Origin of the sequence: Mesorhizobium sp. M1312, from assembly GCF_040318115.1 — a bacterium.
In the GTDB taxonomy this organism is placed as follows: Bacteria; Pseudomonadota; Alphaproteobacteria; order Rhizobiales; family Rhizobiaceae; genus Mesorhizobium.
On record NZ_JAMYLQ010000028.1, the window covers coordinates 77,661 to 91,427 of the forward strand.

General features: G+C 60.6%; 12 protein-coding genes and 1 pseudogene. 8 read left to right on the forward strand and 5 right to left on the reverse strand.

Going from position 1 to position 13,767, the window contains the following annotated elements; genetic code table 11:
• Window positions 1–42 precede the first annotated feature (42 nt).
• The gene (locus NKH36_RS26545) at window positions 43–1,137 is read right to left on the reverse strand and encodes a site-specific integrase (protein ID WP_352965187.1); all 1,095 of its coding nucleotides are present in this window, start codon (window positions 1,135–1,137) and stop codon (window positions 43–45) included.
• Window positions 1,138–1,354: 217 nt separating this feature from the next.
• Here NKH36_RS26545 and NKH36_RS26550 point away from each other — a divergent pair, with 217 nt between their 5' ends.
• The 3 genes from NKH36_RS26550 (at window position 1,355) to scpB (ending at window position 4,581) form a co-directional block, all read left to right on the forward strand.
• Window positions 1,355–2,377: a nucleotidyltransferase family protein gene (locus NKH36_RS26550; protein WP_352965189.1), complete on the forward strand. Its 1,023-nt coding sequence runs from the start codon at window positions 1,355–1,357 to the stop codon at window positions 2,375–2,377.
• A 570-nt stretch (window positions 2,378–2,947) separates the two neighbouring features.
• Window positions 2,948–3,865: a DUF1403 family protein gene (locus tag NKH36_RS26555; RefSeq protein ID WP_352965134.1), complete on the forward strand. Its 918-nt coding sequence runs from the start codon at window positions 2,948–2,950 to the stop codon at window positions 3,863–3,865.
• Between the two features lie 5 nt (window positions 3,866–3,870).
• The gene (scpB, locus tag NKH36_RS26560; protein ID WP_352965136.1) at window positions 3,871–4,581 is read left to right on the forward strand and encodes an SMC-Scp complex subunit ScpB; all 711 of its coding nucleotides are present in this window, start codon (window positions 3,871–3,873) and stop codon (window positions 4,579–4,581) included.
• Window positions 4,582–5,082: 501 nt separating this feature from the next.
• Here scpB and NKH36_RS26565 read toward each other — a convergent pair.
• Both NKH36_RS26565 and NKH36_RS26570 read right to left on the reverse strand, forming a co-directional pair.
• Window positions 5,083–5,286: a hypothetical protein gene (locus NKH36_RS26565; protein WP_352965192.1), complete on the reverse strand. Its 204-nt coding sequence runs from the start codon at window positions 5,284–5,286 to the stop codon at window positions 5,083–5,085.
• Between the two features lie 124 nt (window positions 5,287–5,410).
• Window positions 5,411–5,683, reverse strand: a pseudogene (locus NKH36_RS26570) (DUF6088 family protein); the annotation flags it as partial.
• Between the two features lie 479 nt (window positions 5,684–6,162).
• Here NKH36_RS26570 and NKH36_RS26575 point away from each other — a divergent pair.
• From NKH36_RS26575 to NKH36_RS26595, 5 genes are all read left to right on the forward strand, one after another.
• The gene (locus NKH36_RS26575) at window positions 6,163–6,936 is read left to right on the forward strand and encodes a 2-keto-4-pentenoate hydratase (RefSeq protein WP_352965138.1); all 774 of its coding nucleotides are present in this window, start codon (window positions 6,163–6,165) and stop codon (window positions 6,934–6,936) included.
• A gap of 17 nt (window positions 6,937–6,953) precedes the next feature.
• Window positions 6,954–7,631, forward strand: a complete 678-nt coding sequence (locus NKH36_RS26580; protein WP_352965140.1) for a hypothetical protein — start codon at window positions 6,954–6,956, stop codon at window positions 7,629–7,631.
• Between the two features lie 12 nt (window positions 7,632–7,643).
• Complete coding sequence (locus tag NKH36_RS26585; protein WP_352965142.1) at window positions 7,644–8,489, forward strand: fumarylacetoacetate hydrolase family protein; 846 nt, start codon at window positions 7,644–7,646, stop codon at window positions 8,487–8,489.
• Between the two features lie 143 nt (window positions 8,490–8,632).
• A complete protein-coding gene (locus NKH36_RS26590) occupies window positions 8,633–9,637 on the forward strand; it encodes a Gfo/Idh/MocA family protein (protein WP_352965144.1) in 1,005 nt (334 codons plus the stop codon).
• 51 nt (window positions 9,638–9,688) lie between these two features.
• Window positions 9,689–11,035 (forward strand): aspartate aminotransferase family protein, encoded by a 1,347-nt coding sequence (locus NKH36_RS26595; RefSeq protein WP_352965146.1) that lies wholly within the window; start codon window positions 9,689–9,691, stop codon window positions 11,033–11,035.
• A gap of 203 nt (window positions 11,036–11,238) precedes the next feature.
• Here NKH36_RS26595 and NKH36_RS26600 read toward each other — a convergent pair whose 3' ends face one another.
• Both NKH36_RS26600 and NKH36_RS26605 read right to left on the reverse strand, forming a co-directional pair.
• Window positions 11,239–12,936: an ABC transporter ATP-binding protein gene (locus NKH36_RS26600; protein WP_352965147.1), complete on the reverse strand. Its 1,698-nt coding sequence runs from the start codon at window positions 12,934–12,936 to the stop codon at window positions 11,239–11,241.
• Window positions 12,936–13,760 carry an ABC transporter permease gene (locus NKH36_RS26605; protein WP_352965149.1) on the reverse strand — a complete coding sequence of 275 codons (825 nt, stop codon included), beginning with the start codon at window positions 13,758–13,760 and terminating at the stop codon, window positions 12,936–12,938. The genes NKH36_RS26600 and NKH36_RS26605 overlap by 1 nt, the downstream gene beginning before the upstream one ends.
• Between the last annotated feature and the right edge of the window lie 7 nt (window positions 13,761–13,767).

Below are 13,767 nucleotides of genomic sequence, written 5' to 3' on the forward strand. Positions count from 1 at the left end.
GTTATTGGCCTTGGTAGGGGCGGGCTCCCTCCAAAGGGGCGTTTACAGCCCGCTTGCTTTGGTGAGGTTGATCCGAAACCGGTCGCGCCGCCGCTGATAGCGACGGGTCATTTCCGCGGAAGCATGGCCGAGCTGCTTCTGCACGTAGCGCTCGTCAACCTCGGCCGAGGAGGCGAGGCCAGCGCGCAGCGAATGGCCGGAAAACTTCTGGCCGCGTTCGCCTTCCGACAGGTCACCGCGCACGCCGGCAGCAAGCGCCGCCCGCTTGACCAGGCGCGCCACCTCCTGGTCGTTCAATCGCTCGGCGCCAACAGCCTTGCCTTGGCCGGTGACGCGTCGAAACAGCGGGCCGTGCCCGATGCGGGCCAGCTTCAGCCAGGTCTCAAGGGCCACAATCGGGCAAGTCGCGTCGGACGAACCGCGGCCGATCTCGACCTCGCGCCAGCCGGTCTTGCCCCGCAACGCAACCAGCACGCCCTTGTCCGGGAAAAATTCAATCCAGCCGCGACCGTCTTCGGTTTGATCTCGCGCAACATCAAGGCCAACGATTTCGGAGCGACGCAGCCCGCCGGCAAACCCGAGGAGAAGCATGGCACGGTCGCGCAGGCCGCGCAGGGTTCCGCGGTTGAGCGTCTCCAGCATGGCAATCAGGTCTTCGGGCAGGATTGCTTCCTTCTGCCGGGGAGGGAAGGCGTGGGTGTTGCGGATACCGGCCATGACGGTGGCGATCTGCCGGTCCTTACGGTCGAGCGGCTGGCCGCGCTGCGCATAGTTCCAGGTCAGCGAGGAAAGCCGGCGTTCGATCGTCGACACCGAGTTTGGCTTCTTGTCGCCGGTCGCCTTGCCGGAGGCGCAAGCGGTGATGTAGAGGCCGACGACCTGAGGATCAGACGGAAACATCTCGACGCCCTGGCGCCGGCACCAGCCGGCAAAATGCTTCCAGTCCGAGCCATAGGCGCGGCGGGTGTTGGCGGAACTCGCCGCCTCGACATAGTCGCGGGCGCGATCGGCAAGGTGTTCGAGGTGGCCGGGCAAGCGCTGCCGGTCGACAGGATTTGGCTCCGGCAGGGCAGGGGAGGGATGATTCCTGGCGGCCGTCAACCGCGCATTTGACCCTTCAGCGGCATCTCGGCCCATGGCGTGGACGATCTCCACGATATCAGGCAGGTCATCTTGTTCGGGCAATCGCGCGGATCCTCAACTACGATTCGCAACATACCATGTCAGGGACGATTAGCGGGAATGCCCCCTCGACCGCCGAAGTTTGCCCTAACCGCGGCGGCATGATGTTCAACGGCTTTCATTTTTGTTGAACATGGGCTATGTTCAACAACAACATATTTCGTTGAGCATCATGATCACGCGCCATTCACCGCTCGCCCATTCGGCCTACCACGATCTGCTGTCGTCCCTGCGCGACGAAGTCGCGGCGGGGATCCGCGGAACGCCGACGCGAATCGACCGCAAAGGCCGCGTCTACTGGTACGATACCTACCGCGTCGGTTCGGATGTCAAGAAGACCTATATCGGGGAAGATAGCGAGGAACTCCGCCTTCGGATGCAACGCATCGAAGCACTGCGCGACGACCGCGACAATCGCCGACGCAATCGCGCCCGGCGGGTCCGCCTGCTGCGCGCGGAAGGGTTTCTTGGCGTCGATGCCGCGACCGGCAGCCTTCTGCATGCATTCGCATCTGCCGGCGTTTTCCGCCTCGGCGGGACGGTCGTGGGAACTCAGGCGTTCCGCCTCTACGAGGGCGAGCTCGGCATTCGCTTCACCCTTGACCAGACTGCCCAAACGAACGACGTCGACATCGCCAGCTTCGAGCGACTCTCGATCGCCCTGGACGACAGCGTGTCGGCGCCGCTCGAAAGGGTTCTCAAGGATTTCTCGTTCGAACCGGCGCCGACGCTGGACCCCGGTAAGACCTGGCGCTGGAAACAAACGCGGAGCGAGACACTCGTCGAATTCCTGACGCCGTCTTTCGCCGAGGAAGAGGGCCTGCGTCCACTGCCGGCGCTCGGCGTCCACGCCCAATCGCTGCATCATCTCAACTATCTCCTGGCAGAGCCAATGCTGGCAGCCGTTACCTATCGCGACGGCGTGCTCGTGCAAATTCCGCGGCCGGAACGCTTCGCAATCCATAAGCTCATCGTGGCCGACCGCCGCCGCGATGGGCCAGACAGCCTAAAATCAATCAAGGACCGGCTGCAGGCCGAATTCCTGATCGATGTGCTTGCTACGGATAGGCCGGACGACCTGCGCGAGGCTTTCGAGGACGCCCTGGCGCGCGGCAAGCGCTGGCGGGACAGGATTGCGGCCACTTTGGAGCGATCGCCACCGCTGCAGGCTGCCCTTGGCGACATGATGCGATAGCTGCCGCACCGGAAAGAGCATGGCGATGAACCAAAGCGCGGTCGAAAGCCTCTTTCGCCTCCGTCAACTGCATCGCCCCGAAAAGTCTCAAACGCAGCTCGGGGCCCAAAAGAGGTGCTCAGTCTCGCAATTCCGATTCACCCAGTCTCATAATTGTGCTCCCGGGATCTCATAATCATGCGCGAGATTGCCGCCCAGCCGCTTGAGTCTCACAAATTCCGCGCCTTCGACAGCGCCCAAATCCACTCATGTGGGCCGATCCGTCCGCCGAACCAGGCAGAGAATCCACCGGATTAAGGATGAGACAGACGCCCAAACCGCGCGTTCCCGGGCTTTTCCACCGATCTAGGATGACCGACAAAGCCATTTCTCCTGTAGATACCAGAACGAACGATAATGCAACATTATCGTTCGTTATTTGTCCACGACAGGCGCGGCGGTTTTATCGAAAAAACGTTGCGATAAGCGCCGCGCTGATTCATGCTCTCAGGGATGATTCTCCGCCCGAAATTGATCCACTATGCCCCACTGGCCACCGCGAGCTCAGGCCCGGTTGCGCCGGCCGCTCCGGTGCCGACCTGGCTGCGCGCCGCGGCGGCCGGTCCGCAATCGCTTGAAGATGCCGCGTTTACGGCGGCCGCGGCGCTGACCACCCTCGATGCGGTCGTGCGCCGGGAAGAAAAAGGGGCCGGCGCCTGGCGGCAGCGCCTGGCACTCACGGCCGCTGCGGCGGCGGCGAAACGGGCCGGCCGGGTCGAGGACGCAGCGGCGCTGCGCGACGCGCTGCTGCTCACCCGTCCCGGCGACGACGTCGGACCGGGCGGCCGCATGCTGCTGGTCTGGCGCAAGTTGGCCTCGCGTCCGGTTGAGACTTTGGCTGGCGAGGCGGTCTTGGGCGAGGTGGGCGCGGATCTGGGGAGTATGATCGACGAGGAGGCGGCAGGGCGTCTCGGCGAGGAGATCAAGGGGATTGCTGCTGCGCACGGGAATGCGGCCGGCGCGGCCGCCGACGTCATCGCGATGCTCGAGCGCCATGGTCAGCGCGCCGCGCGCGACCTTGGGCCATGGCTGGCCGACGCCATTGTCGCCGGTCGGCTCGGGTGGCCGCGCGCGGTCCCTTTGCTCGGCGCCTACCCTCCACCGCCAACAGCCAGCGATCGATTGTCGCCAGCGGACCAACGGCAAGCGCAGCCGACATCCCGCCAACGCATTTTTGCCGCCTATGCGCGGGCTGCGCTGCAGGCGGTGGATCTTGCAGCCGAGCTCAGCCGCCGCGCCGATCACCTGCTGGCAGTCGCGCCGAGGCTGCGGGCGAAAGGGTCGGATGCCGTCGTCGAGAAATTGCTTTCCGACGAGGGGGTCATCGCCTCGCAAGAGATCGCCGGCATGAGCGATCGCGGGTTGCGCCGGCTGTTCGACCGCCTCCTCGAGCTCGGGGCCGTGCGCGAATTGTCCGGCCGCCCAACCTTCCGTATCTACGGGCTGTGAAGGCCATGGCGGAGGCAGCACGCAGGCGACGGGCTAGCCGGTCAGGTGACCGTCGATCAGCTGACCAGCTGTTTGATCGGGAGCTCGATCACCTGCCGCCTGAGGTTCGTTGGCGCGAGTGGATGCATCGCGTCGAGGCGACCATTTTTGCCGCCAGCGAACCTGTGTCGCGTGAGGCTCTTGCGCGCATCGTCGGCAAGAGCTGCAATCTCGATCTGATCATTGATGACATCCGCGAGGAACTGCGTGGCCGCCCGTATGACCTGGTCGCGGTCGCCGGCGGTTTTCGGCATCTGACACGGCCGGCCTACGGCGATTCTATTCGCGCGGCGTTAGGCACGAACGAGCAGGAGCAAAAAAACCTCTCGCAGTCGGAGGTGCTGGTGCTGATGTGCATCGCCTATTTCCAGCCAATCACCCGTACCGAGCTGTCGTCCTTCTTTGGCAAGGAAATCAGCCGCGACCTGATCGGCAATTTGCGTGGCGGCGGCTTCATCGCCTCCGGCCCCCGCAGCCCGACAGCTGGCGCTCCCTACACCTATGTTACGACGAAAGCGTTCCTGCTGGAGTTCGGCCTCGACACCGTGCGAGACTTGCCGGATTTCGAGGCGCTCGAGGATGCCGGCCTGCTGAGCAAAGAGAAGCTGCTGGCTGGCGAAATCATGCCAGAGCTGGCTGGCGGCCACGAGAATGTCGGAGTCGATATGGAGGAATAGTTCGGCGTTGCCGACGGTACGGCCGCTGGGCTATGCGGACGCTTCCCGCTTTACCGTAGCGCGCATCGCGATAGCGGCAGCGCCGGCGACCATGTCCGAAATTTGCAGGCAAATTTCGGACATGGATCGGGTCAAGCGTCGTCAAGCAGCGATATACGGCTCTGCCGCTGCCCAAAAATTCGTGGTCACGCGCAAGCCCAACTTGGGCCCCGTGTGACAACACCTCGCTGCTCATGGGCGACGCCGATGAGACCGTTCGGAACCTCAAGACAGAACACGACAAGGCGCTGATCAATTTGGAAGCGGTTTCTTGGTCCAAAGCTTGAAAAGCAGGCGCGGTTCTCACGCGGGCCGTTCGTGATAGAGCGCATTTAGCGTCCAGCAGACCCAGAAGTCCTTTTCGACATTACCGACCGGAGCACCAACGCGGTTGGCCGTGGCGAGGAACAGGTCGAGCCGGTCACGTGGCGGCTGCGATGATTTGGCGGTAGGCGTCGTTGCTCATGGCTTGCCCTCGTGCCGAGCGCCCAGGCTGAGGAGTTCGCGTAGGAACTCCTGCATCCAGATCGGCACAGTGGAGAGACCGGCGCTCAGATCCTCGCGGATCGACACGTCGTGCTTGGGGTCTGCAAGCAGGTGGCGCAACGTCGTCTGGACCCGCTTTCGTTCGCTCTCTTGGGTCAGCTGTCCTGCATCCAAGTGCAAGGCGTGGACGCCCCGCATCCCTGGCCGATCCGCCCAATAGAGCCGGCTGGGCGCCGCGTATTGAACGGATTTCCTGGCTGCCGAGGTTGATCGGCTTCAAGCGCGCATCGACCAGCACTTCGATCCTAGCGGGCACGGCGGTCGTGAGGCCAAGGTCGTTGGCGGCCGTCATGCCGTAGATGACGACGCGCGCGTTATCGCGGCGGGTCATGGCACGGATGACGGCGCGATAGTCCGGCACGGTGGCTCGCCCGGTCAGACTGTTCGTACGCGGCCGGTCGTAGAGTAGGCCACGGTCGATCCGGCGCAGCTCTTGGGCTGCAGCCAGACGCCGCAGAGTTTTGTGCACTGCCGCACGCGCCGAGATCGGCAAAGTCGCCCGGGGTCCAGACCGCATCGGGCTTGGACTCGATCCGTGCAAGTAGGCGCGAGCGAAGGTCGCTATCGGCTTCGACCGTGGTCAATGTCCGAAATGTGCGACAAGTTTCGGACGTAGCCAAGATCGATGCAGTCCGAAGTATGCTACAATTTTCGGACACTAAGTGGATTGGCTTTTCCTAGCGAGCAACAAAAGCAGACGCGGTTGTTCAGGCAGGCAAGGAATTGGACCGCAAGGGGTGGCTTCCGGCTGCATAATGGGGGCACCGCAGTCAATTAGGCGGGGGCAGTGATGTTCCGCCTTCTTTTGTCGATCCGCCCCTGGCCCGGCCGAGGCCTGCAAGGGTCCGCTGGATCCGACCCCGCGCTCCTGGCCACCCATAATTTGGCACCCTAACGTTCTAGTCGCCGACCAGCGAAAGCACGACCGACGCCGGTTGACCTCGTCAATGGAAAAGCGTATTGGCAATAATGAAACGCCATTCCAGATGATATGCCATGTCAAACACTACGTCCTTTAGCTCAAGTGCACTGGCACAAAGTCTCGTCGCTGCCCACCAAGGTGGTCAGCGCGTCGGGGCCGACTTATCCACACTTGAGGCTCTGAGCCGCGCTCAAGCTCTAAGTATCCAACATGAGGTCGTCAGCACACTGTCGGTCCCCATCGCGGGTTGGAAGGTCGCTGCCTTGCCCGATGGCGACCTAATATCTGCCCCGATCATCACGAGCCGCCTTCTTCATAGTCCGGCGTCCATTTCTCAAACAACTTACGGCCTCGGTGGTGTCGAATGCGAAATTGCATTTCGTTTCGCGAGAGAGCCAGTTCCGGGTAAAGCTGGCTTTGGGAGAGAGCAAATTATCGAGGCAATCGACGGGGCCTGCGCAGCAATCGAGATCGTAGACAGCCGCTGGACGACAGCTTTCTCGACTCCTCGCAACGCAATGATTGCGGACTTGCTCTCGAACGGCGCGCTGGTCGTTGGTGCGATGAACAAAAACTGGAGAGACGTGGCATTCAACACCCTTCAGGCTCGCCTCGGCATTAACGGAACCACCGTCTGCCAAAGCTCGGGCGGGCACCCAAACGGAGACCTTATTGGCCTCCTCACCCTGTTCGCAAACGATCTTCGTGAAAGAGGGCTCGTCTTGAGGCCCGGTGAGATTGTGACGACGGGAAGCTACACAGGTTTTCACACAGCAAGACCCGGTGATGAGATAGCAGCCGAGTTTGACGGGTTCTTGCCAGTCTCGGTGGCATTGCAACAGCTTTGAGAATTGAGGAGAGATTTATGCTCTGCGGCAAAGGCGTGGTTGCCATCTGGAACGGAATATCCGAGGACGGGCGCCAGGATTTCTATCAGTGGCACATACACGAGCACATGCCGGAGAGAACCGGCATCTCTGGGTTTTTAAGGGGGCGACGCTATCGGGCGACTGATACGGACACCCATCCTGAATTCTTTACGCTCTACGAAGTTGAGCAATTCGAGGTCATAAAAGGCGAGGAATATGCCAAGCGCCTGAATGCCCCGACGCCTTGGACAAAACGCGCGGCATCGCATTTTCTCAATACGTCTCGTGGTTTGGCGCGGGTTTTGTCGTCGGAGGGACCTGGACCTGGCGGCGTCATTGCGACAGTGCGCTTCCATCCTGCAACAGTCAGCGACGAGCAGGTAGCCGGCGAGCTCTCATCGCTTGCATCCCAGGTTATGCAGGCACCACTCATTACCGGTGCGCATTTATGCAAATCTGATGAAGAAGCTACCGAGGTGCGCACTGCCGAGAGTGAGGGGCGGACGGACTTTGATGCGCCGCCCAATTGGTTCATGCTTTTGGAAGCTTGCACCGTGGAGTCTCTGGAAGCACCGGTGCAGGCTGTCCTCCAACATCCAATGGTACGGCAGGCGCAGGTTGGCCGTTATTCGCTCGAGTACACCCGGTTGAAGACCGATTCGGCGGCCGGGTAATAAGGAAAAGTCATGAAACTATTGCGATTTGGAGCAGCTGGGTCTGAAAGGCCGGGATTGCTGGACAATAATGGAACTATCCGTGACCTCGGTGATGTTATTCCAGATATTGGCGCAAAAACGCTCTCTCGCACTGGCCTGGAGATGTTGCGGTCCGTAGATACTTCGTCTTTGCCCACCATTGACGGCAATGTTCGCTTAGGACCTCCAGTGGCCGACGTTCGACACTTTATCGCGGTCGGCCTGAACTACACCGATCACGCAATCGAAACCAACACTCCGATTCCTGAGGAGCCTGTAGTCTTTTCCAAGGCGCCGTCGTGCATTGTTGGACCGAACGATGACGTCCTGATGCCACCAAAATCCCGCATGTTGGACTGGGAGGCGGAAATCGCCGTTGTCATTGGAGAGCATGCTTTTGAGCTGGCAGAAGAGGATGCGTTGTCGGTTGTGGCGGGCTATCTTGTCTGCCACGATGTTTCCGAGCGCGAGTTTCAGATCCATCGTTCAGGACAGTGGATCAAAGGGAAATCCTCGCCGAGCTTTGGCCCCCTTGGGCCTTGGCTTGTGACCGCAGATGAGGTTCCCGACCCTCAAAGCCTGGATCTCTGGCTTACGGTTAATGGGGACATGAGGCAGTCAGGATCGACCGCCAAAATGATCTTTCCATTCAAATATCTGATCTCATACATCTCGCAGTTCATGGCGCTTGAACCGGGGGACGTCATTACTACCGGTACGCCCCACGGTGTCGGACTCGGAATGAAACCCCCGGTATTTTTACAGCCGGGCGATGTGGTGGAGTTGGGGGCCAGTGGGCTCGGCCGGCAAAGGCAAACCGTCGTCCTCCGTGGGTAGGCTTCGGCCCTGATTCGATGGGGCCCGGTGCCGCGACGCACCTGGCACCAGTATGAGCGGCTCAAGCTCCGGCACAGCCCTGCGCCCCGAAAAAGGAGTCGAAGCACTTTCACTATGAGACTTGCCGCAAAGGAGACGCTCCCTTGATAAAAGTTGCATTGATCGATACGGCCCATTGGCACGTCCCGCTCTACCTAGACGCCCTGCTCAAAGCTGACGTCGAATTTGTAGGCATTTCCGATCCCACAGGAACGACCGGACCCGCCCTCGCTCAAAAATTAAAGACGAAGTGCTTTGCAAGTTGCGAGGAGCTTGTCGCGCAGGTGAGGCCCGATCTGGCATTTGTCTTCGGCCGGCACATCGACATGCCTATTTCAGCTAATCTGTTGTTGGATCACGACATTCCCTTCGCGATCGAAAAGCCGTGTGGGATAAGATCTGTTGATGTTCGACAGCTGGCCGAGAAGGCGGCCCAGAAGCAGGCATTTGTAGCGGTTCCTTTTATCTTCCGCTTGAGTGACACGATGAGGGTCATTCGCAGTGGAGGACCGGTTAAAATCGACCACGCCAGCTTTCGGTTCATTGCAGGACCGCCAAGCCGTTATAAGCAGGCGGGCAATCTTTGGATGCTGCAGCGCGACATCGCCGGCGGCGGACCACTAATCAACGTTGGTGTTCATATGGTCGACCTTTTCCGCTCCTTAAGTGAAAGCGGGATCGTCGCGGTATCGGCTTTTGCCACATCACACATCAACAAGTTGTCCATTGAAGATTTCATTGCCGTCACGCTTCAAAGCGACTCCGGGGCTGTCGGCACAATCGAATGTGGATACACATTCCCCAGTGCCCCCGGCATGCAACGTAACTTTTCGTTCTCTATTCGGGCCAGCGACCGGTTCTTGCGGTCCGTTGATAAGGGCATCGATGTCATCAAAGACGCAAGCGCAGGTGTCGAGCATGAGTTTGTGGCTGCCGATTTCGAACTCGAGCCCTGTTACTCCAAATTCGTCGAACATGTGCTTGACGCTTTGAAGGCAGGCAGTCCCGCAATCGCAAATTTCCAGGACGCAGCTGGCGTGCTGGAGCTTGTCGAAGCCGCCTACACGTCAGCGGCTGAGGGCGGACGAACAATCCGCCTCTCGACCTAAAATCTTAGTATCCGGCCCCCGTTTCGAAAGAACCAATCAAGGAGAGCTGATATGAGCAGCGTGTTCCACCGAATTCCTAAGCGGCATCTTCCTGTCGCCGTCAAAGGTGACGGCATGTACATATTCGACCGAGACGGCAAGCGATACATTGACGGCTACGCCGGCGGCGCTTGCGTCTCATGCCTCGGCCATAGTCAACAAGAGGTAATTGACGCCATTAGGCATCAAGTCGGTGAAATGGCTTTCTTCCACGCCGGGATGTTTACCTCGGAACCGCTCGAGGAACTTGCATCCATTTTGACGACTGATGCTCCGGAAGGCCTAACCCGTGTTTTTTTCACGAACAGTGGATCAGAAGCGGTGGAAACAGCCATCATGATGGCTCGGCAATATTTTGTGGAGGTCGGCGATCCTAGGCGGAAAAAAGTAATTGGACGCCGGAGCAGTTACCACGGAGCCGGCTTAACGGGGCTAAGCGTTGGATACCAGGTGGCACGTCGAACACCATTTGAAGACATTTCCCCAAGCGTCTTTCACATTTCGCCTTGCTATGAGTACCGAGGCCGATTGGAAGGCGAGACGCCAGAACAATACGGTCTGCGCACAGCCAATGAATTGGAGCAGGCAATTCTTGGGCTCGGGCCCGAAAGCGTAATGGCTTTCGTCGCAGAAACTGTGACCGGCACCACAAGCGGTGCGACTCCGCCTGTTCCGGGCTACTTCAAGCGTATTCGTGAGATCTGTGACAAATATGGTGTCCTACTCATCTTGGATGAGGTTTTCTGTGGCTTGGGCCGAACCGGTACTCTCCATGCTTGCGAGCAGGATGGCGTGGCTCCCGACTTTCTGACCTTTGCAAAAGGCATTGCAGCTGGCTACCAGCCGATTGGCGCGACCATGGTGAACCAGAAGATTTACGACGCCATTGTAGGCGGCTCAGGAACTTTCAAGGGCGGATATACCTATTCCGGGCATGCCACGGCATGTGCGGCTGCGGTAGCAGTGCAAAAGATTCTGCGCGCTCCTGGTTTTCTTGACCACGTAAAGGCAACAGGAAATGTGCTAGCCGCTCAGCTTAAAGACCGGTTTGCTCAACATCCGCATGTCGGCGACATACGAGGTCGAGGTATGCTAATGACGTTGGAACTCGTCGAAAATAGGGAAACGAAGGCTCCGTTCCCGGCGACGCTCGGCTTAAGCTCGAAAATCTATCAAAGCGCACAAGCTAAGGGTCTGATCACACATGCGCAGAGTGGAACCGTTGACGGTCATGTCGGGGACCACGTCGTAATTTGCCCACCTCTGATCGCGACTCCGGAAAATGTCGAGACAATCTCGGGATTGCTAAGTGAGGCTATCGCGATAGCCTTGGAAGAGGTGCGCGCAAAGGCGGCGTAGACGCTAGGTAGCGGGCTGTAGTGGCGATCGGCGCCATCGGGAACGATTACTGTTCCCGATGGCGTTGCGTCGCCGCGGCCGCGCCTCACTCCTGCGGCTCATCCAAGAAGCAGTTGGAGAGTGAACACTGAGGTCTCGAAATTTCCTGGTCAGCGCCGGCGCTGGTGGCCACTGCGGTATGTTCACCGTTTTCGGTGCCATCTCTAACGTCCTGATGCGAGACGTATCCGCTCATCCGACATCTCCGCCATTTTCGCGACGTCGGTTGTTACCGAGTCGCGAATCTCATCCAACCAACCCGGTCGCATCTCTGGCACTGACGACAACAACAAGTCGGTATAAGGATCAAAGGGCGGCATCAGCACTTTGCTCTTCGAGCCGTAGCGCACCACCTCGCCGCGATACATCACCGCGATCGAATCGGCGATTGATTTCACGGTTGCAAAGTCGTGGGTGATGAAGAGGTATGCGACCTTCTCATGCTGCTGCAAATTCAACAGCAGCTTGAGGATGCCGTTGGCCACCAGTAGGTCGAGCGCGGATGTGACCTCATCGCAGATGATCAGCTTCGGTTTGGCGGCGAGCGAACGGGCGATGCAGACGCGCTGCTTCTGGCCGCCCGACAGCTCGGCCGGATAGCGGTCGATGAACCCCTTGCCCATCTCGATCTCGTCGAGCAGTTCGGCAACGCGCTTGTCGCGCTCGCGGCCCTTCATGCCGAAATAGAACTCCAGCGGCCGGCCGATGATGGTGCCGACGGTCTGGCGCGGGTTCATCGCCACGTCGGCCATCTGGTAGATCATCTGCAGCTGGCGCAGATCCTCCTTCGGCCGGTCGGCAAGCTTGTTGCCGAGCGGTCGTCCATCGAAGGTGACGGTGCCTTGTTCGGGCGGCAAGAGGCCGGTGATGGCGCGCGCCAGCGTCGACTTGCCGGAGCCGGACTCGCCGACGACCGCCAGCGTCTGGCCCGGGAAGATATCGACCGAGACGTTCTTCAGCACCTTGACGTGGCCGCCGCCATAGGCGGCCGTGACGTTTCTCACCGATAGTAACGGCGTGGCGCCGGGCTTCTGCTCCTGGTGCTCGATCTCATGCACCGACACCAGCGCATTGGTGTATTCCTGGCGCGGTTCCTTGATGATCTGGCGGGTGCCGCCCCATTCGACCACCCGGCCGTGGCGCAGCACCATGATCTCGTTCGACACCTGGGCGACGACGGCAAGGTCGTGGGTGATGTAGAGCGCTGCGACATGGGTGTCGCGGATGGCATCCTTGATCGCCGCCAGCACGCCGATCTGCGTCGTTACGTCGAGCGCCGTCGTCGGCTCGTCGAAGACGATCAGATCGGGCTCGGAGCACAGCGCCATCGCCGTCATCACGCGCTGCAGCTGGCCGCCCGACACCTGGTGCGGGAAACGCTGGCCGATGGTTTCGGGGTTGGGCAGGCCGAGTTTCTTGAACAGCGCGACGGCGCGTTTCTCCGCCTCGGCACGCGTCGCCGTGCCATGCAGCAACGTGGCTTCCACCACCTGATCCATCAGCCTGTGCGCCGGGTTGAAGGCGGCGGCTGCCGATTGCGCGACGTAGCAGACCTCGCGGCCGCGCAGCTTGCGAAAGCCTTCCTTACCGCCCTTGAGGATGTCGCGGCCGTTGAGGATCACTTCACCGCCGGTGATGCGCACGCCGCCGCGGCCATAACCCATCGACGACAGGCCGATGGTCGACTTGCCGGCGCCGGATTCGCCGATCAGGCCGAGCACCTTGCCCTTCTCCAAAGTCAGCGAGACGTCGTGGACAAGGGTGATGGTCTTCGGCGCCTCGCCGGGCGGATAGACCGTCGCCTCGATGCGCAGATTGCGGATGTCGAGCAGCAGGCCGGGCTTCGCTTTGCTGTCGGCCATCATCCGCGTCCTCCCTTGAGACTCGTCGTGCGGTTGAGCACCCAGTCGGCGACGAGGTTGACCGAGATCGCCAGCATCGCGATCGCCGCCGCAGGGATGAGCGCCGCCGCTATGCCGAAGACGATGCCGTCCTTGTTTTCCTTGACCATGCCGCCCCAGTCGGCGCTAGGCGGCTGCACGCCGAGCCCGAGGAAGGACAGCGTCGACAGGAACAGCACCGCATAAATGAAGCGCAGGCCGAGTTCCGAAACCAGCGGCGACAGCGCATTTGGCAGGATCTCGCGGAAGATGATCCACATGCTGCCTTCGCCGCGCAGCTTGGCCGCCTCGACGAAATCCATGACGTTGATGTCGACGGCGACCGCCCGCGACAGGCGGTAGACGCGGGTCGAGTCGAGAATGCCCATGACCAGGATCAGCGTCACCAGATTGGTTGGCAGCACCGAGAGCACGACGAGGCCCATGATCAGCGTCGGGATCGACATCAGGAGATCGACAAGGCGCGACATAAGCGTGTCGAACCAGCCGCCGAAGACCGCTGCCGAGAAGCCAAGGATGGCGCCGAGCGAGAAGGACAGGGCGGTGGCCAGCACCGCGATGAACAGGGTGACGCGGGCGCCGTAGATCATGCGCGAAAGAAGGTCGCGGCCGAGATTGTCGGTGCCCAGCCAATGTGTCGCCGACATCGGTCCCCAGACATCGCCGACGATCTCGCCATTGCCATACGGCGCGATCCAGGGCGCGAAGATCGCCGCCAGCACGAACAGCGCCGTCAGTATCAGGCCGATCAGCGCGGGAATGGGGATGCGTTTTATGTCGAGCATGCCCGCT